The following is a 24,227-nucleotide window of genomic DNA, read 5'->3' on the forward strand; positions in this document are numbered from 1 at the left end:
GAGACTCACGTTCACTTGTGACACAGCGCTACACGCCGCATAATTCCGGGGTTGCGCGGCCCTGGCGGGATGCCGGACGGACCACGCAACCCCGGAAGGGAGCGGGGGCGTGCCGCTAGGCGGAAACCGCCAAAACGTCTTCTGCGTAGGCAACCAGAGTGCGGACTGTGCAGCCCGTGCCCTGCTTGGGGGTGTAGCCGTAGGGGCTGCCGTTGTTGAACGACGGCCCGGCAATGTCCACGTGGGCCCACGGGATCTGCTCGCCGGCATCATCCTTGCCGACGAATTCGCGCAGGAAGACCGCGGCTGTCATCATGCCGCCGTTGCGCTCACCGATGTTGGCGATGTCGGCCACCTGCGAATCCAGGCTGGGGCGGAGTTCCTCAGGCAGCGGCATGGGCCACACCAGTTCGCCTGCGCGGTCGGCTGCCGACTTGAGCGCGGCCGTGACGGAATCCGAACCCATCACACCGGCCGTGCGCAGACCCAAGGCAATCAACTGGGCGCCGGTCAGCGTGGCGACGTCGATGATGACGTCGGGCTTCTCGAGGCTGGCAGCGACGAGCCCGTCGGCCATCACCAGGCGGCCCTCGGCGTCGGTGTTCAGGACCTCCACGGTCTTGCCGCCGTGGATGGTGAAGACATCTGCGGGCCGTGCTGCGGCGCCCGAGGGCATGTTCTCGGCGATGCACAGCCAGGCGGTTGCCTTGATGGGCAGGCCCAGTGTCGCCAGCGCCAGGACCGTGTTAAGTACGACGGCGGCGCCCGCCATATCGCTCTTCATGTCGCCCATGCCGAGGGCCGGCTTAATGGAAATGCCGCCGGTGTCGAAGGTGATGCCCTTGCCCACGAGGGCAATCTTCTTGCTGGCCTTGGCCGGAGCGTATTCCACCTTGACCAGGCGCGGCTGGCGGGTAGAACCCTTGCCGACGCCGAGGATGCCTCCGAAGCCTTCCTTTTCGAGGCGCTTCTCATCCCAGACGGTGACCTTCACGGGAAGACCCTTGGCGAGTTCCTTGGCGGACTCCGCAAAAGACTCGGGGTAGAGGTGGCTTGGAGGCTGGTTTACCAGTGTTCGGGTGGCGTTGACAGCCCTGGCAAGCACAACGGCGCGGTCCAGCGCCGGCTGTGCGTCCTTTGCGTCCACGTCGGAGAAGACCAGGACCTTGGCCACCGGTGCTTTCAGTCCGTCCGTGGAGGAGCGGTGCTCGGTATAGGAGTAGGCTCCCAGGGCGGCACCTTCAGCGACGGCAGCAACGTCGGCAAGTGCCGGCGTCGGGAATGCCAGCGTCACTGATGCCAGTCCCGCGAGCTGGCGGACAGCGGACCCCGCTGCGCGCCGCAGCGCCTCTTCGCTGAGGCCGCCGCCGGGCTGGAGTTTGCCGACACCGGCCAGGACCAGGATCCCGGCGCCTGTTTCCGGCAGTCCGGGAAGTCGGTGCACCTGGTCGGCCGCGCCGCTGATTGCCAGGGACTTCAGGGAGCCCGCAACGGACTCGGCAGCCTTGGCGCTCAGGGGATTGGTGAGCAGCACAGGCCCTTCAGCGCCTTGCGCAACGCCGATCACAAGGGCGTCGCTGGGGGACTTTTTCAGGTCCTTGGCGATGATGGACAGGTTGATGTCAGTAGTCTTGACCACGAGGATGTGTCCTCACTTCTCTCTGCAGTGCATGGCGGGGCCGCATGTTTGGCGGCCTGCCCCGGTACGCGCCCGACGTCCTCATTCGACGGCGGCCTTGGTCTTCAGGCCCAGCGTCGTTAGCGGACGTCGGCCCGTTTCGATCGTAGTCTCTCGGCGCCCGCGGACAGCAATTAAATGAGATCTGCCGCACATCCCCCAGCAGGAATGCCCGCTTCCTGTGCAGCGTTGTAGCCATATAGACCATCCGAACTTGCCCCGTGAAAGGAATACGCCGTGTTTGAACGGATATCCGGCACCCTCCTGGACCCAGAAGCTCTCTACGCGAGCAACATTGAGACCTTCCACAGTCCCGAACTCCGTGGCCTGAACATGGTCATGGGATTCACGGGATTTGCCGACGCCGGTCACGTGGTCCGGCAGATTAATGCGGAACTGCTGGATGAACTCGACGCCGAGGTTGTGGCCATGTTCGATGCCGACCAGCTCATTGACTACCGGTCGCGCCGACCACACATCAGCTTTGTGGAAGACCACCTCCAGGACTACAAGGCGCCCAAACTTGGCCTGTACAAGCTGACGGATGGGTTGGGACAGCCGTTTCTGCTGCTGGCAGGTTTTGAACCGGACCTGCAGTGGGAGCGGTTCGCCCGCGCCGTCGTAGGCATCGTGGAGAAGCTTGACGTCAACCTCGTCACGTGGATCCACTCCATCCCCATGCCCGTACCGCACACGCGCCCCGTCGGTGTGACGGTACACGGCAACCGGCCTGAGCTGATCGAAGGGATTTCCAGTTGGAAACCTACGGTCGAGGTTCCTGCTGCCATCGGCCACATCCTTGAACTCCGGCTCACCGAGGCGGAGCGCAACGTGGCCGGCTATGTTGTCCATGTTCCGCACTACCTGTCCGAAGCCGAGTATCCGACGGCTGCCGTCGCCGGCTTGGAATACCTCGGGGCAGCAACGTCCCTCATGCTTCCTACGGACCGTCTCCGGGAAGCAGGCCGGGAAGTCGGCCGGCAGATCGCCGAGCAAATCGAGGCCTCTGAGGAAGTGCAGGCCGTCGTCGCCAACCTTGAGGCCCGCTATGACGAGAAGTCGGAGGGAATGGTCCGGCGTTCATTGCTTGCCTATGAGAACGATGAACTGCCCGACGCCGAGGACATCGGTGCGGCTGTGGAAGCCTACCTGGCCCGTAAAGACACGCCTCAATAAATCAGCTTTAACGGTTGACGGGCATAATTGAGGTGTGACAAGTCCCCGTGCATGGCTGATCTGGACCATAGGCATCTTTGCCTACCTCGTGGCTGTGGCGCAGCGTACCTCTTTCGGGGTTGCGGGCCTGGAGGCAACTGAACGGTTCCATGCCAGTGCCTCGGCGATTTCCTTCTTCACGGTGCTGCAGCTGTTGGTCTACGCAGGCCTCCAGATTCCGGTAGGCGTGCTGGTGGACCGGTTTGGATCCCGGGTCATGGTGGCCGGTGGTGCCATCCTCATGGCCGCTGGACAACTGCAACTGGCTTTCGCCGACAGCATCCCCGGAGGTGTCTTGGGACGGGTCCTGGTGGGCGCCGGCGACGCCATGACCTTCATCTCCGTTATCCGTCTGGTTCCGCTGTGGTTCGCGCCGTCGCGGGTTCCGCTGGTGACCCAATTGACCGGCATGTGCGGGCAGCTGGGCCAGCTGTTCAGTGTTGTTCCCTTCGCTTTGCTGCTGCATTCGGCCGGATGGACGCCGGCCTTCCTGACCCTTGCGTCCATGTCAGTGTTGGCCATGGTCCTGGTCCTCACCCTCTTGAGGGACGCGCCTCCCGGGCATCCGGCTACGGTAACGGCCCAAGGCCTCAGGGCCACTGGTGTTTCCTTGTCCCGTGCCTGGAAGCAGCCGGGAACCCGGCTCGGGCTCTGGAGCCATTTCACCGTGCAGTTCAGCGGCAACCTCTTCGCGATGACCTGGGGTTACCCGTTCCTGCTCTCGGCCCAGGGACTCGACGCCGGAACAGTCTCTGCTTTGATGGCCCTGTTCGTGGCCACAGCCATTGTCGCAGGGCCTGGATTCGGTCGGTTTGTGGCCAGGCACCCCATGCGCCGGTCTGCCATGGTCCTGTTGATCACCACCGCAACTGCCATCGCCTGGGCGGCTGTGCTTCTTCTACCCGAGCGTGCCCCGCTGTGGCTCCTGGTCATCCTGGTGGTGGTCCTGGCGGTAGGTGGACCAGGATCCATGATCGGCTTCGACTTCGCGCGGACCTTCAATCCTTCGCATCGAATCGGTACCGCGACCGGGATAGTCAATGTGGGCGGCTTCATCGCGGCCTTGATCGCGATTTACCTCATTGGACTGGTGCTCGATCTCCTTAATGCCAGCGGCTTTTCCGGCGGTGAGCTGTACGGACTGGCGCCGTTCCGGATTGCCCTCAGCGTCCAGTTCCTGTTGCTCGCGATCGGAACCCTGCTCATTGTTGTGACCCGCCGCAAGGTCCGCCGGCAAATGGCCGCTCAAGGGATCCACGTGCCGCCACTGGCAACGGCGCTCGCAAGGCAACGGCGTGAGCGCCTGGAACGGCGGCGTGAAGCACGCTCCAAGGTGGCGGGGGAGCAGTAGCATCCCTTCCCGGGGCTTTTCCACATAGGGAAAGTGCTCCCTGTTTCTTGCCTCCGCCAATGCGCAGGCTGGACGCATGACTACCAACAGAACGCTCAGAATTCACCAGCCCGAAGACATCCTTGGCTACATTCCCCACATGCTGGGCTACTGGCCTGAAGACAGCCTCGTGGCCATCACAATGCAAGGAAAGGTCCTGGGAGCCACGCTCCGCGTGGACTTGCCCGTACTGACCCCAGCTGACGGACTGTCCTGCTTTGCCGAACAAATACTTGGCTATCTGATCTCCGACGAGGCCGCCAATGGCGTTGTACTGGCCGTGTACACCCCGGATGGGTGGAATGACGGCACGGTAATCCACCGGACGACACCACTTCTCGATGCCCTGCGGGCCAGCCTTGACCGTGCCGGCCTTACTGTCCGCGATGCATGGTTGGTGGGCGCAGAGTACTGGCGCGGCGCCTATTGCGAGGATGAGGGCTGCTGCCCGATCCCGGGATTCCCGATCGAACGGATCAAGGAGAGCCGACTCAGCACAGAGCTCGTGTACCAGGGCAGCGCTGTTGGACCCTTCCCTGGGAAGGGGGATGGCGGACTGCGTTTGGCTCGGCCGGGAGCGCATGACTCCCAGGTGCTGGAAGCGGAAGACGGCTTCGACGACAACGTCCTGTCCCTGTGGCGCAGCGAGGCCTGCTTTGACTCGGTACTTGCTGTGTGGCGTCATGTGCTGGACAGGCACCACCGAGGGAATCCCTTGGAGCCTTCAGATGATGCAGGACTCATGGGCTTCCTCAGAACCACCCTGAAAATACCGGCTTGGCGGGATGCCGTGGTGGTGATGGCAGCTGCAGGCATCGGAGCTGCCAAGTCAGGAGCCGCCGGGTTCGGATTCTTCGAGGCAGAGGACCCCCTCGCCGGATCCTTCGACCCCAGCGAAGTGGGCGTGGACACTCGTGCTACCGAGGACCGGAGTGCAACCGGGGCCGGACCGTCGGCTGGCAGTGCTGCGGGATCAAGTGAACCCCTCGGCGTGTACACCTACGGCGATGTCCTGCTGGGCATGCGTCCGGAGCTGCCGTGTTGGAAGGACCTTGATGTACTGCAGCAGCTCCTGGCGGGACTTGGCGTCGACGGGGAACAAGGGGAAGTGGCTGCCGCAGCACTGACGCTCCAAGGATGGATCTTTTGGTGCAAGGGCATGGGCACGGTTGCCCACGCTTGCCTGGGCCGGGCCCTTGAGGCCCATGGCAACTACCGGTTGGCGGAACTGCTGATGGGGGTCATGGGACAGGGGTCGGTTTGTGGGTGGGCGCGCCGTCCTGACTCAGCCTGGAAGGGGTCAAGGAATGTCCCGGTTTAGTTCCAAGCCATCGAACAGGCGTACGTTTGGCAAAACCGTGAGACAATGGATGCCGAGACCCGGTTGGGTCCGCGTTTGAATGCTTGGATTGGCCCGGCTGCCGGGAACAATTCAGTGTCGTCTGTAGTTGTAATCAAAGACTCTGCAGGCGGCGATCGCATTTGAAATTGATCGCGGACTTGACAGGGTCATAGTGGTGTTGCCCGTATGGTGATTCCACAGACCGCCGCTAGAAAGGTTTTCTGTGACCCCGTCTTCCGTCGAGAAGGAACCCGCCGCCCTGGCCGAATTGTCCGCTGAGGAAAAGAAGGCGGCCACATCGGCAAAGCGCGCCGCGACACGTGCTGCCAACAAGGCTTCAGAGGGCGACTCTGACAAGCCTGCCCCCAAGAAGCGTGGACCCAAGCCCGGCGCCAAGGCCGCTGCTGAAGCAGCAACCGACTCCGCCGTCGATCCTGAAGAGCCAGGCGTCGAGGACGAAGACTTTGACCCCGCAGCAGCGGAGGAAGTCGAAGTCGGCGACGACGACACCGAGGACGGCGCAACTGCCGCCAAGGACAAGGCTGCCCCGTCCGGCTCCGGCTTCGTCTACTCGGACGCCGATGACGACGACGCACCTGTACAGCAGGTCATGTCGGCCGGTGCAACTGCAGACCCCGTCAAGGACTACCTGAAGCAAATCGGCAAGGTTGCCCTGCTGAATGCCGAGCAGGAAGTCGACCTGGCCCTCCGCATCGAGGCCGGCCTCTTCGCCGAGGAAAAGATCAATGCAGATGACGGATCCATGGATCCAAAGCTTAAGCGCGAGCTTGAATTCGTCATCCATGATGGAAAGCGCGCCAAGAACCACCTGCTTGAGGCCAACCTCCGCCTCGTCGTTTCGCTGGCCAAGCGTTACACCGGTCGAGGCATGCTGTTCCTGGACCTGATCCAGGAAGGCAACCTGGGCCTTATCCGCGCAGTGGAGAAGTTCGACTACACCAAGGGCTTCAAGTTCTCCACGTACGCCACGTGGTGGATCCGCCAGGCCATTACCCGAGCCATGGCAGACCAGGCCCGCACTATCCGTATCCCGGTCCACATGGTTGAAGTCATCAACAAGCTGGCCCGCGTTCAGCGCCAGATGCTCCAGGACCTGGGCCGTGAGCCCACGCCTGAAGAGCTGGCCCTGGAGCTGGACATGACGCCCGAAAAGGTTGTCGAGGTCCAGAAGTATGGTCGCGAGCCCATTTCGCTCCACACCCCCCTTGGTGAGGACGGTGACTCGGAATTCGGCGACCTGATCGAAGACTCCGAAGCTGTTGTCCCGGCTGACGCGGTGAGCTTCACGCTGCTGCAGGAGCAACTGCACTCCGTGCTGGACACCCTGTCCGAGCGCGAGGCTGGGGTGGTGGCCATGCGCTTCGGCCTCACCGATGGGCAGCCGAAGACTTTAGACGAAATCGGCAAGGTCTACGGAGTGACGCGCGAGCGTATCCGCCAGATCGAATCCAAGACCATGTCCAAGCTGCGGCACCCGTCCCGCTCGCAGGTCCTGCGGGACTACCTGGACTAAACGGTCCGCAACCCAAGACACATGAAGGCGGCCCAGTCGGATTTCCGGCTGGGCCGCCTTCTTGTTCACTGCGTGGACCGTTCTCCTCCGTGGACGCGCCGGCCCGGCCGCAGCAAACTTGCAAGCCCGCGGTAACCGCGGAACCGTGGGTCGGCACAGCAAAAAGGGCCCTCCGATGGGGAAGGGCCCTTTTGCGCGATGTGACTCCGGGCTTTTGCCGGTTTGCACTTCTAGTCGACGGGGACGGGTGCCTTTTCGTTGAGGCGCTCGGTCTCATCGTGCCAATCGGAAGTCATGGGCCGGAGCGTGGCTTCAACTGCACGTGCGTGGTGGCCGCAGAAAAGCAGCTCACCGCCGGAGGACTCGAGTACAACGCGGACATACGCCTGGGCTCCGCAACGATCGCACCGGTCAGCGGCGTTCAGTGTGCGGTCTGCAACTGCTGTTGTCATGTCGGCCTCCTTAGTAGTTCTGTACATCCATATAACCAGCATTCGACGCAGATCCATGGCAAGGATGGGTCACTTTCGCTGTCCGCGTATCACATGTCCATAACGCAAGTGGGCCTTTTGCCGCGGGCCGGGAGTGGCAACCGGTACGCAGGGTCCGTCGCGGCTACCCTAGTATGGGCAGTGTTTGCCTTGAGTTACCAGCGGAATATGGCTGGGAACCAGCTTTAGATATACCCGAAGGAGCACACCCCCACGTGGCACCGAGTTCTGAATACAACGCCCGGCATCTGTCCGTCCTGGAGGGCCTCGAAGCGGTCCGCAAACGCCCGGGCATGTACATCGGATCCACCGACTCACGTGGCCTCATGCATTGCCTGTGGGAAATCATCGACAACGCCGTGGATGAGGCGCTGGCCGGTTTCGGCCACGACATCAAAGTCATCTTGCACGCGGACAATTCAGTGGAAATCCACGACGACGGCCGTGGCATCCCCGTTGACGTCGAGCCGAAGACCGGACTGTCCGGCGTCGAGGTCGTCTTCACCAAGCTGCACGCGGGCGGAAAGTTCGGCGGCGGCTCCTATACCGCTTCCGGTGGCCTCCATGGTGTTGGTGCTTCCGTGGTCAACGCGTTGTCCAGCCGCCTCGATGTCCAGGTGGACCGTGGCAGCAAGACCTACCAGATGTCCTTCCGTCGCGGTGAGCCTGGCCGTTTCCTCGATGCCGGATCAAAGCCCGGGCCCACTTCCCCCTTCGAACCCTTCGTCGAGAACTCGGTGTTGGATGTCGTGGGAAAGGCAAAGCGTGGTGTCACCGGAACCCGGGTACGTTACTGGGCAGACCGCCAGATTTTCACCCCGGACGCCAAGTTCTCCTACGACGACCTCGTAGCCCGTGCCCGCCAGACATCGTTCCTTGTCCCGGGGTTGCGCATCACCGTCCGCGATGAGCGCAAGCTCGCCGGGACCCCGGGGGAGAACGGCGTCCACGAGGAAGTGTTCCACCATGACGGAGGCATCAGCGAGTTCGTTGAATTCCTGGCTGCGGACTCCGGCGTCACGGACGTGTGGCGGCTCCACGGATCCGGCAAGTTCAAGGAAACCGTTCCCGTGCTGGATGAAAACGGGCACAGCAAGATCGCCGAAGTGGAACGGGACTGTGAAGTCGATATCGCCCTGCGGTGGGGTATCGGCTACGAAACCACCATGCGCAGTTTCGTGAACATCATCGCCACGCCCAAGGGAGGCACCCACCAGTCGGGCTTTGAAGCGGCCCTCTTGAAGACCTTCCGCAAGGCCGTGGAAACAAACGCGCGCAAGCTCAAAGCCGGCAACGACAAGATCGAGAAGGATGACATCCTTGCTGGCCTGACGGCTGTCCTGACGGTTCGTTTGGCTGAGCCGCAGTTTGAGGGGCAGACCAAGGAAATCCTTGGCACCTCGGCGGTTCGTGCCATTGTCGCAAAGGTGGTTGAAAAGGAAATCACTGCACGGCTGAACTCGGCCAACCGTAACGACAAGGCCCAGTCGGCGCTGCTGCTGGAGAAGATGGTCAGCGAAATGAAATCGCGCATCTCGGCCCGCGTCCACAAGGAGACCCAGCGCCGGAAGAATGCCCTCGAGACCTCTTCCATGCCCACCAAGCTGGCCGATTGCCGCACGGATGACGTGGAGCGCTCGGAACTGTTCATCGTCGAAGGTGACTCCGCGCTTGGAACGGCAAAGCTCGCGAGGTCCTCGGATTTCCAGGCGCTCCTTCCCATCCGCGGAAAGATCCTGAACGTCCAGAAGGCCTCGGTGGGCGACATGTTGTCCAACGCTGAATGCGCGGCGCTGATCCAGGTGGTGGGCGCCGGTTCCGGCCGCAGCTTCGACCTGGACGCTGCGCGGTACGGCAAAGTCATCCTCATGACCGATGCCGACGTCGACGGCGCCCACATCCGCACGCTGCTGTTGACGCTCTTCTTCCGCTACATGCGCCCCATGGTGGAAGCCGGCCGCGTGTTCGCCGCGGTGCCGCCCCTTCACCGGGTGGAAGTGATCAACCCGGGCCAGAAGGCCAACGAGATGATCTACACGTACTCCGAAGCTGAGCTCCACGTGCTTCTTGCCAAGCTGGTCAAGGAAGGCAAGCGGTACAAAGAACCGATTCAGCGTTACAAGGGCCTGGGTGAAATGGATGCCCAGCAATTGGCGGAGACCACCATGGACCCCCGGCACAGGACCCTGCGGAAGGTTGGTATCGACAGTGCCCAGCGTGCCGAGGAAGTGTTTGATCTTCTGATGGGCTCTGACGTGGCACCGCGCAAGGAATTCATCATCGCCGGTGCGGCAACCCTCGACCGGGAGCGCATCGACGCCTAGTCGACGCCGGCGTCAGCCAGGGTCCCGGGCAGGCTTGCCCCGTGTGGCGGGAGCCGCGGGGGCGGCAAACGATGCCGCTCCGACCAATACCGCCAGTGCCCCGAGGCCCCACGGAAGACCCGCTGTAACGGCAATACCGCCCACCAGCAGCGGACCTCCGGCGTCCCCGAGCTCACGTCCAAGTTCCGCCGACCCCATGGTCCGGCCGAGTCGCTCCTTGGGGGTGGAATCGGCCAGGTGGGCAAAAGCGAGCGGCGTAGCGACTCCAATGCCCAGACCGATGAGGACAGCGGCTGCATAAACCCACCACGCTCCAGGCAGGACGGCTGCGAGGAGGGTTCCGGCGGCAATGCAGCCCAGTCCCACGATCATCCCGGGCCTGTCCGCGAGGACCCCGCGGTCCCGGAGGGCACCAATACGGGGTTGCACGGTGGAGGAGGCAACCGCCAAAGCCGTGACGACGGCGATACTTCCGGTGGTGCCCAGCCCGTCCCGTGCTGCGAGGGCGGGAAGGAAGCCGACAGCAGCTCCGAGGGCTCCCGTAGACGCAGCCAGGACCAGGGTGGGCCCCAGAAAGGACCTTTCGGTGCTCTGCCGCCACACGTCCAGAATGGTGTAGCGGGTCCGGGGTAGCGGCTCCAGACGCGGCATGGCCAGGACGGTCCACACAGCTGTCACGAGGGCAAGACAAGACAGGACGGCGAAGAGAAGCGCGAAGCCCCCGGCGAGAATGGCCAGGGCGCCCAGAAGCGGCCCTATCGCGTAACCGATGCCTTTCCAAGAGCCGTAGCGTCCGAAATAGTGTCCGGTCTTGCCGTCGGAGAGCCGGGCAACGCTGGCGGAGGAGGCGGGCGAAAAAGCTGATGCCGCCATGCCTTGTCCCAGCCGGGCGGCAGCAAGCATCGCGGGCTGGTCCGCCCAGAGGCCAATCAAGGAGGCGGCAGCAAAGGCAAGGAGGCCTCCCACGATGACTGGCTTGGGCCCGATGCGGTCGCTTAAGGCGCCAAAGACGGGCTTGAGGAAGACCTCGGCAATGTCGTAGAGGGCCAGCAGAATGCCCAAGCCAAGAAGGCTGAGCCCGATGTCCGCACTCTCGGCACCGAGCCCGGCAGCCACGGCGTGGGCCCCGAAGGCGGTAGTGAAACCTGCCGCGTAGAGGGGCCACCGGTGGTAGGGGGTCGTGCGTGCAGAGCTGGCTGCCTTTGGGGTCTTCACGCACCAAATGTAACAGCTGCTACATTAGTTGTTGTGATTGATGAACGTTGGTTGTTGATCCTGGTCCAGGTTCCGTCCCAGCCCTCAAGGCATCGTGTTGCGGTCTGGCGGGAGCTGCGGCGGATTGGCGCTGTCCCATTGAGCCCGGGTACGTGGCTCCTTCCTGCCCACCCCGCCTTTGATGAAGGGCTGGTCCGTGCCGGCGGGCTCGTAGCCAAGGGAGGCGGGAGCTGGACAGTGGTGGATGCCATGCCGCGTCAGCAGGGTCAAGACGTTTTCAGGGCCGCTTACGAAGCTGCCCGGCAGGAGGAGTGGGCTGAGTTCATGTCCGATTGCCGGAAGTTCGAGGCAGAAATTGCCAAGGAGATTGCGCAGGAAAAGTTCACTTTTGCCGAACTCGAAGAAGAAGAACAGAGCCTGGAGCGGTTGAGGCGTTGGTTCCGGGAACTGAAATCACGCGATGTATTGCACCTTCCGCAGGCAGGGGAGGCCGCGGACCAGCTGGCACGGTGCGGGGCAGCCCTGGAGGGCTTCTCTTCCCGGGTCTACGAGGTCATGCTCCCCGAATAGGGCGGTCGGAGCACCGGGGCCCTAACCGAGCAGCCCCGGCACGATCAACAGTGCCGTCGGTACTGCCAGCAGCAGAACCGAGGCGGCCAGGACCAATGCCCTTAGGCTGGTGGTGAGTGGCGGTTGGGGTGAGAGCAAACGGCTGACGCGTGACGCCGTCGTTCGCGGCGAATCGGCGCCTCCGGTCGCGCTGACCCCAGCGCCCTCGACGACGGCCCCGCCGCCCTTGAGGGCTGCGGCGCTGACGGCCGGCTGTGAGCTTCCGCTGGCGACGATGGCTATGGCCTTGATGAGCGTTCCCTTGCTCTCGGTGCGAAGTGCGACGTCGTCGGCCAACATCTCGATCAGGGAGTTTACGGCTGTCTGGGCCAGGCGGGTGGTGGGAAACCAGGGCAAGGCCTGTCGCCAGGCTGCGAAAGCCCACAGCAGGAGATCGTGGCGCTGTGAAAGGTGGGCATTCTCGTGGATGAGTACGGCCCGGAGCTCAGCGGGATCAAGTGCGGCCATCAGGCCGTCGGAGAGGACCGTGACGGAGCGGGCGCCGCCGGGAAGGCAATAGGCGACGGGCGACTCATGATTGATCACCACCGTCCCTGGCCCGTCGTCGGAAGGTGAAGCGAGGAGGGCAAGCAGCTCACGGTGCCTACGGCGCTGTCGTTCGATCTTGTAGTACGTCAGCAGCAGGGTAAAGACCAAGTGCGCCGTGAGAAGCGCGGCCGCGGAGAGCGCGAAGAGGTGCCAGAAGCCCAGTGCGGTGGTTGGTTCATTGTTGAAGACCATCCCGGCCAGGCTCCTGAGCCCTGCCAGGAGGTTGTCACCGATAGGTTCCAGGCCATAGACGAGCATGGCGCCGATCATGGACAGTCCACCGGCAAGGGCTATGGCCTGCCACAGAATCATGGCCGTGAAGGGGGAGCGTGCCGGCCATTGCGCACGCGACAGCAGGACGGGAACCGGCCACGCCAGAATCAATGCCAGGACCGCAAGCAGGTATGAGGTCCAGAACATAGTGGCTAATTGTAGCCGAGCAGTTTGCGCAGGGTAGCGGCTTCACTTTCGGTGACGGAGCCAATGAAGCGGGCCAGGACTGCCTCGCGGTCCGGGGCGGAGCCCAGGACTTCGTGCATCAGCTCGGCTGTGTGGTCTGCGCGGCTGGAAACAGCCTGGTAGCGGTGCGGGCGCGTTCCGCGTTCACGTTCCACCAGGCCCTTCTTCTCCAGGCGTGAGAGCACGGTCAGGACGGTGGTCACTGCCAGGTCTTTGCCTTGATGGCCGGCAGTGCCGTCCCCGGCCTCGGAATCCTGCGCCAGGAGGTCACGCAGTGTATTGGCGGTTGCAGCTTCCTGGCCTGCCCAGAGCAGATCCATCACTGCCCGCTCGAGTTCCCCAAGACTTGCCATCGATACTTCCCTACCTTCCGCATCCCGGCGCAGCGTGACTGCCGTCGGGAGCGATGATCCAACATTCCACCATAAATCTACCGCTTTTCCCGCGTTCATTCTACGTGAGGTAGAACAATCGGCGTGGCGCTCCCGGGGTGCAACCTCTTGCGCGTGGTGGAAGCCACTTGAAGAATGGGTTTCGTTGCCCGGCATTTGTTCTACACTGTGTAGAAGAGAAGTTTTCTACGCTACGTAGAAGTAACGTCATCGTACTTCGGTCCACCGCACAAAGGACAGCCATGGACGCTTTGGAAATCGCACGCTGGCAATTCGGTATCACTACCGTCTACCACTTCATGATGGTGCCCCTCACCATCGGCCTTGGTCTGGTCGTGGCCATCATCCAGACCATGTGGTACCGCACGGGAAAGCCCGAGTACCTGCGCATGACCAAGTTCTGGGGAAAGCTGTTCCTGATCAACTTCATCATGGGCGTGGCCACCGGCATCGTGCAGGAATTCCAGTTCGGCATGGCCTGGAGCGAGTACAGCCGCTTCGTAGGGGACGTGTTCGGTGCGCCCCTGGCCCTTGAAGCCCTGCTGGCCTTCTTCGTGGAGTCCACCTTCCTGGGTCTGTGGATCTTCGGCTGGAAGCAACTCAAGCGCGGGGTCCACCTGGCCTGCCTGTGGATTGCGGTGATCGGTTCCGTCTTCTCGGCCTACTTCATCATTGTGGCCAACTCGTGGATGCAGCACCCCGTGGGCGTCGAGATGGTGGACGGGCGCCCCGTCATGACCGATGCCTGGGCAGTCTTCACCAACAACACTGCGCTGGTTGCCGTGCCCCACACACTGTTCGGCGCACTCGCCGTCGCGGGCGCCTTCCTGCTGGGCATCGCCTGGTACCACCTGTGGCGCCGGCGGCACGACGGCATCGACACTGTTGGCAAGGACGGCCGCATCATTCCCGGCGCGGCGCAGGACATCCCGGGGCGTGACAAGGCCGATTACACGGTCTGGATGAAGTCCCTGAGGATCGGTGCCGTAGTAGCCATGATTTCCTTCGCCGGCACGGCCATCACCGGTGACCTGCAGGGCAAGCTCATGTTCGAACAGCAACCCATGAAAATGGCTGCCGCCGAAGCCGCTTGCCACGACGGCACGGGCTTCTCGGTCCTCAGCGTGGGCAACCTCGGCGCAAAGAACTGCGACGACATCGTGGCAGTCATCGAAGTGCCCGGCATCCTTTCCTTCCTCGCGAAGGGAGACTTCACCACCGAGGTCAAGGGCGTGAACAGCCTCCTGGGCGAGTACAAGGAGAAGTACGGAACGCACCTGCCCGACAACCCGCTGTACGGTGACCGCGCAGGCCAGGAAATCCAGTACGTTCCCGTCATGGAAGTGACCTACTGGGGCTTCCGCATGATGATCGGATTCGGCGGCATCGCAGCCTTCGCAGCCCTGCTGGCACTGTGGGTGACGCGCAAGGGTGTTGTTCCCGGCTCCAAGTGGCTGATGCGGCTCGCCGTCTTCGGCATCCTGGCACCATTCGGCGCCAACGCAGCCGGATGGATCTTTACGGAAATGGGACGGCAGCCGTTCGTCGTGGCCCCCAACCCGGATATGAACGGCATCGACCAAGTGTTCATGTTTACCGCCGCAGCAGTCTCACCCGGGGTCAGCGCAGGAGAAATCATGGCGTCGCTGGTGGTGCTGACAGCCATCTACGCGGTGTTGCTGGTGGTGGAAGTGAAGCTGCTGGTCAAGTACGTCCGCGGCGGAGTTGCCTCCGCAATGCCGGAACTGGCACATGCCAACGACGGCGACGACGCCGGGCAGCGGCATGACAAAGACAACGACACTCCGGACAAGTCCGGGGACGACGTCCTGGCATTCGCCTACTAGGAGCAGGGGAAACTGACAATGGAACTGTTGCCAACCATCTGGTTCGTGGCCATCGCTGTGTTGTGGACCGGTTACCTCTTCCTTGAGGGCTTCGACCTCGGCGTCGGCATGCTCATGAAGCTCTTCGCACGCAACAACACTGACCGCCGCGTCCTCCTGAACACCATCGGCCCGGTTTGGGACGGCAACGAAGTGTGGTTGCTGACCGCGGCCGGGGCCACCTTCGCAGCCTTCCCGCTTTGGTATGCGTCCCTGTTCTCGGCTCTCTACCTGCCGCTCCTGGCCGTTTTGGTTGCCTTGATCTTCCGGGCTGTCGCCTTCGAATACCGGGGCAAGGTGGACTCGGAACGCTGGCGGAACCGCTGGGACTGGGCAATCGCCGTCGGGTCCTTCGTCGCAGCTTTCGGTATTGGCGCAGCGCTCGCGCTCACCACTACGGGTCTTCCCATTAATGCCAACGGAGACCGTGACGGCGGGCCGATGTCCTGGTTCAGTGGTTATGCGCTCCTGGGCGGTTTCGGTGTGGTCGCCTTTGCCTTGGTGCACGCCCTTGCATTCCTTGCCCTGAAGACCGACGGCGAGGTGCGGCACCGCGCCCGCCGCTGGTTTGTGCGGTCGGTCCCGGCAGCGGTCCTGCCGATGTTCGGCTGGATGGTGGCTGTCCAGTTCCTCAGCGGCAAACCGTGGACGTGGGCCCTGGTAGCCGTGGCAGTGGTTGCCGTAGTCCTTGCGTGGACACTGGCCCGCGCCGGGTCCGAGGGACGCGCGTTCGGGGCCTTGGGCGCCTTCATTGTGTGCGCCACTGCCTCAATCTTCGGTGCGGCGTTCCCCGTGGTCATTCCCTCCACTATCGACCCGGCCTTCAACCTGACCATTTCCAGCGCTTCATCGTCGGACTACACACTGGGCCTGATGAGCATTGTCGCCGCCGTGGGTCTGCCGCTCGTGATCGCCTACCAGGCCTGGACGTACTGGGTCTTCAGGCGGCGGGTCAGCGCGGCGCACATCCCCGAAGCGCACGGCTTCCTGCCCGCCATCGCATCAAAGGTGCTCATTTCCAAGGACGGCGCCTCCACCAAGCCGGCGAAACCCGGAAACTGACCGCCGCATGAAACCCGTCTTTCCTTCCGGACAAGCCACCCGCCCGGCGCTGTACGCCCTGGGACTGATGTCGGCGCTCAAGGCGTTGTCCCTGGTCCTTATGGCGCAGGCTGTGGCGGTGATGCTTGCGGGCCTTGCAACAGGCTCGTCCGAATGGAACAGCGGCCTGCTGTGGGGCGCCGTGGGAGCGGTGCTGAGGTCCTTGACCGTTTGGGGCCAAGGCATCGCGGCCCGGCACGCCGCCTTGGGCGTCAAGGAGGAACTGCGCGCGCGGCTGCTGAGGCGGTCCCTGGACGACGGCGGCCCGTCTTCCGTTGAGGGGATGAACGACGGCGGCCTGGCCATACTGGCCACCCGCGGCCTGGATGCCTTGGACGACTACTACACCCAGTACCTGCCTGCCCTGGTCAACTGCGCCACGGTGCCGTTGTTGATCGGAGCCCGGATCCTCTTCGCCGATTGGGTCAGTGCGGTGGTCATCGTCCTGACGGTGCCCCTGGTGCCGTTGTTCATGGTGCTGATCGGCCGGCACACAGAAGACAGCGTCAGGGATGCGCAGACGACCCTGCGAAAACTTTCCGGCCACATCCTGGAACTGGCCAAGGGGCTCCCGGTTTTGGTGGGACTCGGGCGCGCCAGTGAACAGCGCGCCGCTTTGGAGGAGATCTCCGAGCAGTACCGCAGCCGGACCATGGGCACACTCCGCACCGCCTTTCTGTCCGCCCTCGCCCTCGAGCTCATTGCCACCATTTCCGTTGCCGTCGTGGCCGTTTTCATCGGAGTCCGGTTGGTGGCGGGCGACATGGCCCTCGAAGCCGGCCTGCTGGCACTGATCCTCGCTCCTGACTGCTACCTCCCGTTGCGGGAGTTGGGCACCGCCCATCACGCCAGCGACGACGGCCGGGCGGCCCTTGAAACCACCAACGCAGTGCTTGAAGCACCGCAGCAGCAGCCATTGCCGGATGCCGCAGGCACAGGTGACGGGGAGGTTGTGGTGACCGGCCTGACAGTGACGTACCGCGGTAGGTCAGCTCCCGCCGTCGGGCCTCTTGCTTTCATTGCCCCAAAGGGGAGCATCACTGCCCTCGATGGCCACAGTGGCGCCGGCAAGAGCACTGTCCTGGGCGTCCTCGCCGGACTCATCGGACAGGGCCCGGGAGCCACCGTGGCAGGACGAGTCACCGGAGCTGGGCCCGGGACGGTCGCCTGGGTTCCGCAGCATCCCGTCATGGCCTGTGAAACCGTCCAGCAGGAGATCGAGCTTTACCTTCAGGGCTACGACGAAGACGTGGAGCTGGCCGCGGCACGGGTCCTCCGAAACGCCTCGGCAGGCCACCTTGCAGGAAAGCATCCCGCCGAGCTCAGCCCGGGGGAGCTGCGTCGGGTAGCCCTGGCCCGGGGCCTGGCGCGCGTGGAAGCAGGTGCGACGCTCCTGTTGCTCGACGAGCCCACAGCACACTTGGACGACGCGTCGGCCGAGGCCGTCCGCCGTGCCATCGAGTCGCTGCGTGGCAGGGCCACTGTCATCCTCGTAGCCCACGACGCCGCAACCCGCGCCCTCGCTGACCACCTCGTACAGCTCGGGCGGCCAGGACAAACACCTGGACCGGTGACAGCGCCTGCTGGGCGCCGCGCTGGGGCGGTGGAGCAATCCGCAGCCAAGGCATGGGATGCCGCAACGGGGAACGACGCACAGGCCGTGGGTGAAGGGCGCCCGGACAGCAGCGCGGGGAACAGCAGCGTGGGGAGCCTGAAGCGCCTGGTGGGCGTCCTGAAACCCGTCCGTTGGAAGTTTGCCGCTGCAGGGATCGTGGCGGTCCTCGCGGCGCTGTTTGCTGTGGCATTGTCCGGCCTGTCGGGCTGGCTCATCATCAGGGCCAGTGAGCAGCCCCCCATCCTCTATCTGCTGGGCGCGATTGTAGGCGTCAGGTTCTTCGGCATTGGGCGTGCCGTCCTCCGGTACTGCGAACGCCTGCTGACCCACAACGCCGTATTCGCCGCCATGACCCGTCTTCGCGGGGTGCTCTGGGCTACCCTGAGCCACCGGGCGTTGTCCCTGCGGCGCCTCCTCCAAGGCGGCAATGTCCTGGGCTCGATCGTTGACGACGTCGATACACTCCGGGACCTCCTGCCGAGAGTGGCCCTGCCTCCTGTTACCGCCATCGCCGTGGGTGGGGCCGCCATCCTTGCCACAGGTATCGTCTTGCCGGCGGCGCTGCCTGCCGTGCTGCTCACGTTCGTTCTTGGCCTGGCCGTGGCACCCCTGCTCGCCGTCCTGGCCGACCGCAATGCTGCGAAGGCCGGGCAGCACCTGCACGCAGAGGTGCTGCGGGGGATTGCCGCAGCCCTGGACGCCCGCGCTGAACTGCATGCCAATAATGTCGGGGAACCACTGATCAGCTCCCTCGCGGCCAAAGACCAGGCGGCAACCCTTTCGGCGAAACGTTCGGCATGGGCCGAAGGCCTGGGCCAGGCGGTCGTTGTCCTTGGATGCTGCTTGTCCGCGCTATGGGCCGGAGCACTGAGTGCCCCGGCTGTCCTCGACGGCGGGGTTCCCCCTGAACTCGTGGCCGTCATTGTTCTGATGCACCTGGCCTTGGTGGAACCCTTCGCGGGGATGGTCTCGGCCGTGCGTCAGGCGCCGGCGCTCGCCGACGTCCTGAACAAGGTTGCAGCGTCCGGGGCTTTGGACGCTGGTGACGGTTCCGGCACGCAGGAAGAGCACGACGACAGTACGCGGCACCTACCTGACCGGCCCGGTAGGCAAGGGCTGGAGCTCAGCGGTGCCGCCGCGGCCTGGCCTGGCGGGCCCACCGTCTTTGCTGGTGTCGACGCCGTTGCGGAACCGGGCCGCTGGCTGGCTGTCACGGGTCCTTCCGGAGCAGGAAAGTCAACGCTTCTCTCGGTACTCCTGGGCTTCCTCCCCCTCTCGGAGGGAACGGCGAAGCTCACCGGTACCGCCGCCTGGTGCCCCCAGGAAGCCCACCTCTTCGACTCCACGGTGCGGGGAAACCTCCTGCTCAGCCGGCCCGCCGGCCAAAAGCCGGACGATGACGAGATGTACAAGGTGCTGACCGCCGTCGGGCTTGATGCCCTCGTTAGGGCACTTCCAGGTGGCTTGGACGCCCGTATTGGTCCCGGCGGTTCCTTCCTTAGCGGTGGCGAACGGCAGCGGTTGGCGATGGCCCGGACTTTGCTGACCGGCGCCTCCGTCTTGTTGCTGGATGAGCCCACCGCCCACCTGGATGCGGCTTCGGCGCGGGAAATGATGACCATCCTTCGTGCCGGGCTGAAGGACGTCACGGTGGTCCTGGTGACCCACAATCCTGACGACATCGACCCTTCGGACGCGCGGCTGGAACTGTCGGCCAGGAGGACACCCTCGGTTGCCCAGGACACGGAGGAGCTGGTGGCGGGGTCATGCCCTCAGTAGCCTGAGGGCATGACGTTCGACGCCGCAAGCCACGCCGTTCCCGACGCAGGAACCACCGGACTCCGGTGGCGGCCCGCCACTATGGAGGACCTCGACGGCTGGGCCGGACTGATCGCCCGGACGGCCGCCGTCGAACATCCTGTCTGGTTCGAAAAGCGTGGCGATTTGGTCCACATCCTGGAGTCCACCAAGAACCCGCCGCAAACGAGCACGCTGCTGGGCTTTGACGCCACAGGGGTGCCGCGCGCCTATGGCCGTATCACCAAGAATCCCGACGGCGACAAAGCGACCGGAATGGCATGTGTCGACCCGCAGTGGCAGCAGCGCGGCATCGGTTCGGCGGTCCTTGCGTGGCAGGAGCAGCAAGCCCGCAGTCGCTTTGATGCCGACGCCGCGGCTGGGCATCCGGCAAGCCCACCCAGGATCCGTATCCAGACCGAGCAGCAGCACGAACACCAGGGGAAACTCCTGATGGGGCACGGCTATAACGCCGTTCGCTGGTTCAACGAGATGCACAGGGAGCTGACGGGCCCACTGCCTGATGCGCCCTTGCCGGACGGGCTTGAGCTCAGGACTTTTGAGGCCCCGCTCTTTGAGCCCGTGCGGTTGGCCCACAACGATGCGTTCCGGGACCATTGGGGCAGCGAGGCACGGGATGAGGAATCGTGGCACTTCACGATGGAAGAACCCACAGGAAGGCACGACCTCAGCGCCGTCGTGATCGATGCTTCCACCGGGGCAGTGGCCGGGTACCAACTGACCAGCCACGACCCCCATTCCGCCGTCGAGCGCGGTTTCAAGGAAGGCTACACGGAGCTCCTTGGTGTCCCGCGCGCCTACCGCGGCCGCGGCATCGCCCAGGCCCTGCTTGCAGACGCCATGCGCCGCTACGCCATGGCCGGAATGGACGTGGCATCGCTGGATGTCGACTCTGCCAACCCCACTGGGGCGCTGCAGCTCTATCTGGGTATGGGATACACCCCGGTGAACCGCAGCATGACGTGGGAGAGGATGCTTTAGCCGTCGACGTCGTGCAGGTGGTGGACGACATCGTGCAGGAAGTACCGGGAAAAGGTCAACACGGTGAATGAGGAACCGTTGCTTCGGGTTCCGGTGCGTTGCCAGTCATCTTCCACAACGCGGGCAAAGGACTCCGCGATGACAGTGCCTTCGGTCTCCAGTTCGTCAGCCACAGTGGCGGGGTCCGCCGAGCCGTAGTCGCCGTCGATTGCGGCCTGGTCCTGATCCCAATTGGCAAAGCGTGCATCGTCCTCGGTGAGCATCAGGTTCAGGCGCTGGTCGAAGAGGCTGAAGACATCGCGAACATGGCAGGCATATTCCAAAGGAGACCACGTGTGGTCGTCCGGGCGTACGGTGACGTCGTCGCGGCGCAGGACCGCGCGCCACCTGGGGAGCATGTTCAGGACAGTGCCGGGCACAGTCGAGGGAGTCACCGAAGCGGGGTCGAAACCACATTCGGGGCAGGGCTTTGAGAGCACCCAGGTCCAGTCTTTTTCATCAGGGATGATCGGCATGCCGCCAGTCTAAGCTGCCGACGGCCACCTGCCTCGCAGGGCTGTAAATTACGCCACTGTTTGCGATTTCTTCCCATCACGGCCAGGAGTAAAGTTCGTTCCGGGAGGAGAGCCGGAAAGAGAAAAACATGCTCAAGGATCAGCAGGTTGGTGCCGTCCTACCGGCACAGGACATAGCCCGGGCACGCGCTTACTACAGCGAGAAACTGGGCCTCGAACCGGATAATCCTGACGCCGATGACAACCTCCAGTACAGGTGCGGCAATGGAACCGGATTCTTCATCTACCAAACGTCCAATGCGGGCACGGCAAAGAACACCCAAATGGGCTGGATGGTGGATGACCTTGCAGCCACAGTGGCTGAGCTGCGGGACAAAGGAGTGAAGTTTGAGGACTACGACTTCCCGGGACTGAAAACCGAGGACGGTATTGCCACCATGCCGGACGGGGAGAAGGCAGCGTGGTTCCTCGACAGCGAAGGAAACATACTGAGCCTCAACCAAACCGGCTAGCCCGGTAAGCGGCGGTACGCCCGCTGCAGCAGCAAGGGCCGGCGGGTGACCGCCGGCCCTTGCCATGCCTACTCTGCCGGGATATCGGCCCATGCCATGCTGGGCCCGATCGCCTCGACTGGTTGCGACAACGGCACGCCGGAGCCGTCCCGCCGCCCATGCTCGTGGGGAAGGGCCCTGGCCACGCCGGCCGCGGATGAGGCCTTGGCCGGTCCATGCCCCGCCCAGGCAAGCAACAGCGTGTCTTCACCCTTGAGGAAGCGGTGGACCCGGACGCCGCCGGTGGCACGGCCCTTGGCGGGATACTCCCCGAAAGCCGTTACCTTGGCCGTTCCGGGTGCCGTGCCCGGCAGGGCGCCGTTGGTCCCGGCGATGGTCACGACGACGGCGGCGGGGTCGTTGGCGCGCACGGTACCGAAGTGGATCACTTCGTCCCCGGCGGCCAGCTTGATACCGGCCATGCCGCCGGCCGTTCGCCCCTGCGGACGGACGTTGGAGGCGCTGAACCGCAGCAGTTGGGCTTGCCGCGTCACAAAGACGAGATCGACGTCGTCCTCCTGCGCGGGCTCAACGGCCAAAACCGCGTCCTTGTCCTTCAGGGAGATGATCTCCCAATCCTCGCGGTTCAGCGGGTAGTCCGGCTGGACGCGTTTCACGACACCCTGGACGGTGCCCAGCGCGAGAATGGTGTCCAGGGGTACGAAGGCCACCAAAGTCTCGCCCTTGAGCAAAGTAATGAAGTCCTTGGCAGGAACACCCCCTGCCAGGTTGGGCAGTCCCGAGACCGGTGGCAGGACCGGCATGTCCATCACTTGCAGCCGCAGCATCCTGCCCTGCGAGGTCACTGCACCGATTTCGCCCCGGGCGGTGGTCTTGACCACGGACCGGAAGACATCGTGCTTGCTGCGTGGGCCTGCCTCGGCCAACGGTTCCTGGTTGGAGGTCCTGGCGATCTGGCCGGAGGCGCTGAGCAAGGCCCAGCAGGGATCGTCGGGAATCTCCAAAGGCAGTGCGGCGGCCTTCCCCTTGGGGCCTGGCGCGGCAGCGAGGGCGGCGGCGACAGTGGGTGAAACGGCCTCGGATTCCAACAGTACGGTCCGCCGGGGCGTGCCGTACTTTTCGGCGATTTCACCCAGCTCGCCGGAGACGAGGTCGCGGAGCAATGCGTCGGAAGCCAGGATGGCTTCAAGTGCTTCGATTTCGCGGCGAAGTTCGTCCTGTTCCTTCTCCAGTTCAAGCCGGGAGTACTTGGTCAGTTGCCGCAGCCGCAGCTCCAGGATGTAGTTGGCCTGGATCTCGGTGAGGTCGTAGATGGACATGAGCCGTTCGCGGGCGGCCGATGCCTCATCGGAGGAGCGGATGATCTGGATGACCTCGTCGATGTCCACGATCGCGATCAGCAGGCCCTCCACCAGGTGGAGCCGGTCCTTCTTCTTGCCCAGGCGGAACGAGGTGCGCCTGCGCACCACGGTGAGCCGGTGCTCCACGTAGACCCGCAGCAGATCCAGGAGTCCCAGGGTTTGGGGCTGGCCGTCCACCAGGGTGACGTTGTTGATCCCGAAGGAGTCTTCCATGGGGGAGTAGCGGTAGAGCTGCTGCAGGACGGCGTTCGGGTTGAAGCCGTTCTTCAGCTCGATGACCAGCCGCAGCCCGTGGTTGCGGTCGGTGAGGTCAACGACGTCGCTGATACCCGTCAGTTTCTTGGCGTTGACGGCATCCTTGATCTTCTCGATGACCTTTTCCGGGCCCACCATGTACGGAAGCTCAGTAACCACCAGGCCCGTGCGGCGGGCCGACAACTGCTCCACCTCCACCTTGGCCCGTGTCTTGAAGGAGCCACGGCCGGTGGCGTACGCGTCGCGGATTCCATCCAGTCCCACGATGCGGCCACCGGTGGGAAGGTCGGGCCCCGGGATGAAGCGCATGATCTCATCCAGGGTTGCCTCGGGATTGGCGATCAGATGCCTTGCCGCCGCGATGACCTCTACCAGGTTGTGCGGCGCCATGTTGGTGGCCATGCCGACGGCAATGCCGGTCGTGCCGTTGACCAGCAGGTTGGGGAAAGCCGCCGGAAGGACGTCCGGCTGGGTCAGCTGGTTGTCGTAGTTGGGGACAAAGTCCACCACGTCTTCGTCGAGGTGGTCGGTCATCGTCAAGGCCGCAGCCGCCAGGCGGGCCTCGGTATAACGCGGAGCCGCAGGGCCGTCGTCGAGCGAGCCAAAGTTGCCATGGCCATCAATGAGCGGCAGGCGCAACGAGAAGTCCTGCGCCATACGGACCATGGCGTCGTAGATCGCGGCGTCACCGTGAGGGTGGAGTTTACCCATCACCTCGCCGACCACGCGGGCACTCTTGACGTGTCCGCGGTCCGGGCGCAGGCCCATGTCCGACATCATGTACAAAATGCGGCGTTGGACAGGCTTGAGGCCGTCGCGTGCGTCCGGGAGGGCGCGGGAATAGATCACCGAGTAGGCGTACTCCAGGAAGGAGCCTTCCATCTCGGAAGTGACGTCAATGTCGACGATGTTCTCAGTGAAATCGCCAAGCGGTTCGGCTTTGCGTGCGGAAGTTTGGCTGCGGGCCATGGGGCAGGTGGATCCT

Annotated in this window: 18 protein-coding genes; 11 read left to right on the top strand and 7 right to left on the bottom strand. The window is 63.9% G+C overall.

The features are described from left to right. Nucleotides 1-115 precede the first annotated feature (115 nt). Nucleotides 116-1,639 carry a leucyl aminopeptidase gene (locus ACFVSI_RS00280; RefSeq protein ID WP_387818983.1) on the bottom strand — a complete coding sequence of 508 codons (1,524 nt, stop codon included), beginning with the start codon at nt 1,637-1,639 and terminating at the stop codon, nt 116-118. A 276-nt stretch (nt 1,640-1,915) separates the two neighbouring features. Between ACFVSI_RS00280 and ACFVSI_RS00285 the strand changes: the two genes are divergently transcribed. The 4 genes from ACFVSI_RS00285 to ACFVSI_RS00300 all read left to right on the top strand — a co-directional run bounded on the left by ACFVSI_RS00285 (nt 1,916) and on the right by ACFVSI_RS00300 (nt 7,159). After that, nucleotides 1,916-2,854 carry a proteasome assembly chaperone family protein gene (locus ACFVSI_RS00285; protein WP_387818984.1) on the top strand — a complete coding sequence of 313 codons (939 nt, stop codon included), beginning with the start codon at nt 1,916-1,918 and terminating at the stop codon, nt 2,852-2,854. Nucleotides 2,855-2,888: 34 nt separating this feature from the next. Then, nucleotides 2,889-4,244: a nitrate/nitrite transporter gene (locus tag ACFVSI_RS00290; RefSeq protein WP_387818985.1), complete on the top strand. Its 1,356-nt coding sequence runs from the start codon at nt 2,889-2,891 to the stop codon at nt 4,242-4,244. Between the two features lie 76 nt (nt 4,245-4,320). Further along, a complete protein-coding gene (locus ACFVSI_RS00295) occupies nt 4,321-5,604 on the top strand; it encodes a DUF4192 domain-containing protein (RefSeq protein WP_387818986.1) in 1,284 nt (427 codons plus the stop codon). 244 nt (nt 5,605-5,848) lie between these two features. After that, nucleotides 5,849-7,159 (top strand): RNA polymerase sigma factor, encoded by a 1,311-nt coding sequence (locus ACFVSI_RS00300; RefSeq protein WP_387818987.1) that lies wholly within the window; start codon nt 5,849-5,851, stop codon nt 7,157-7,159. A gap of 230 nt (nt 7,160-7,389) precedes the next feature. Here the strand turns inward: ACFVSI_RS00300 and ACFVSI_RS00305 are convergent, their stop codons facing one another. Further along, nucleotides 7,390-7,611 (bottom strand): hypothetical protein, encoded by a 222-nt coding sequence (locus ACFVSI_RS00305; protein WP_018778705.1) that lies wholly within the window; start codon nt 7,609-7,611, stop codon nt 7,390-7,392. A 254-nt stretch (nt 7,612-7,865) separates the two neighbouring features. Between ACFVSI_RS00305 and ACFVSI_RS00310 the strand changes: the two genes are divergently transcribed. Continuing rightward, a complete protein-coding gene (locus ACFVSI_RS00310) occupies nt 7,866-9,974 on the top strand; it encodes a type IIA DNA topoisomerase subunit B (protein ID WP_387818988.1) in 2,109 nt (702 codons plus the stop codon). 12 nt (nt 9,975-9,986) lie between these two features. Here the strand turns inward: ACFVSI_RS00310 and ACFVSI_RS00315 are convergent, their stop codons facing one another. Continuing rightward, nucleotides 9,987-11,189, bottom strand: coding sequence for an MFS transporter (locus ACFVSI_RS00315; protein ID WP_387818989.1), 1,203 nt, complete (start codon nt 11,187-11,189; stop codon nt 9,987-9,989). A gap of 33 nt (nt 11,190-11,222) precedes the next feature. On the opposite strand from ACFVSI_RS00315, the gene ACFVSI_RS00320 reads away from it, so the two are divergent. Next, nucleotides 11,223-11,759, top strand: a complete 537-nt coding sequence (locus ACFVSI_RS00320) for a Chromate resistance protein ChrB (RefSeq protein ID WP_387818990.1) — start codon at nt 11,223-11,225, stop codon at nt 11,757-11,759. 21 nt (nt 11,760-11,780) lie between these two features. Here ACFVSI_RS00320 and ACFVSI_RS00325 read toward each other — a convergent pair whose 3' ends face one another. Both ACFVSI_RS00325 and ACFVSI_RS00330 read right to left on the bottom strand, forming a co-directional pair. Continuing rightward, nucleotides 11,781-12,767 (bottom strand): M56 family metallopeptidase, encoded by a 987-nt coding sequence (locus tag ACFVSI_RS00325; protein WP_387818991.1) that lies wholly within the window; start codon nt 12,765-12,767, stop codon nt 11,781-11,783. A gap of 5 nt (nt 12,768-12,772) precedes the next feature. Beyond that, the gene (locus ACFVSI_RS00330) at nt 12,773-13,159 is read right to left on the bottom strand and encodes a BlaI/MecI/CopY family transcriptional regulator (protein ID WP_011774471.1); all 387 of its coding nucleotides are present in this window, start codon (nt 13,157-13,159) and stop codon (nt 12,773-12,775) included. A gap of 281 nt (nt 13,160-13,440) precedes the next feature. Between ACFVSI_RS00330 and ACFVSI_RS00335 the strand changes: the two genes are divergently transcribed. The 4 genes from ACFVSI_RS00335 to ACFVSI_RS00350 are packed head-to-tail and all read left to right on the top strand — an operon-like array spanning nt 13,441 to nt 20,599. Then, on the top strand, nt 13,441-15,045 hold the full coding sequence (locus tag ACFVSI_RS00335) for a cytochrome ubiquinol oxidase subunit I (protein WP_387818992.1): 1,605 nt from the start codon (nt 13,441-13,443) through the stop codon (nt 15,043-15,045). A gap of 18 nt (nt 15,046-15,063) precedes the next feature. Continuing rightward, the gene (gene cydB / locus ACFVSI_RS00340; protein WP_387818993.1) at nt 15,064-16,146 is read left to right on the top strand and encodes a cytochrome d ubiquinol oxidase subunit II; all 1,083 of its coding nucleotides are present in this window, start codon (nt 15,064-15,066) and stop codon (nt 16,144-16,146) included. Between the two features lie 7 nt (nt 16,147-16,153). After that, nucleotides 16,154-19,579, top strand: a complete 3,426-nt coding sequence (cydD, locus tag ACFVSI_RS00345; RefSeq protein WP_387818994.1) for a thiol reductant ABC exporter subunit CydD — start codon at nt 16,154-16,156, stop codon at nt 19,577-19,579. 9 nt (nt 19,580-19,588) lie between these two features. Then, nucleotides 19,589-20,599 carry a GNAT family N-acetyltransferase gene (locus ACFVSI_RS00350; RefSeq protein WP_387818995.1) on the top strand — a complete coding sequence of 337 codons (1,011 nt, stop codon included), beginning with the start codon at nt 19,589-19,591 and terminating at the stop codon, nt 20,597-20,599. Here the strand turns inward: ACFVSI_RS00350 and ACFVSI_RS00355 are convergent. Beyond that, nucleotides 20,596-21,114, bottom strand: a complete 519-nt coding sequence (locus ACFVSI_RS00355; RefSeq protein ID WP_387818996.1) for a DinB family protein — start codon at nt 21,112-21,114, stop codon at nt 20,596-20,598. The two genes, ACFVSI_RS00350 and ACFVSI_RS00355, sit on opposite strands and share 4 nt — an antisense overlap. Nucleotides 21,115-21,242: 128 nt before the next feature. Here ACFVSI_RS00355 and ACFVSI_RS00360 point away from each other — a divergent pair, with 128 nt between their 5' ends. Continuing rightward, nucleotides 21,243-21,626 (top strand): VOC family protein, encoded by a 384-nt coding sequence (locus ACFVSI_RS00360; protein WP_387818997.1) that lies wholly within the window; start codon nt 21,243-21,245, stop codon nt 21,624-21,626. 68 nt (nt 21,627-21,694) lie between these two features. Here ACFVSI_RS00360 and ACFVSI_RS00365 read toward each other — a convergent pair whose 3' ends face one another. Further along, nucleotides 21,695-24,211, bottom strand: a complete 2,517-nt coding sequence (locus tag ACFVSI_RS00365; protein WP_387818998.1) for a DNA topoisomerase (ATP-hydrolyzing) subunit A — start codon at nt 24,209-24,211, stop codon at nt 21,695-21,697. Nucleotides 24,212-24,227: the final 16 nt, after the last annotated feature.

It is taken from the genome of Paenarthrobacter sp. NPDC057981 (genome assembly GCF_042886835.1).
Classification (GTDB): Bacteria; Actinomycetota; Actinomycetes; order Actinomycetales; family Micrococcaceae; genus Arthrobacter.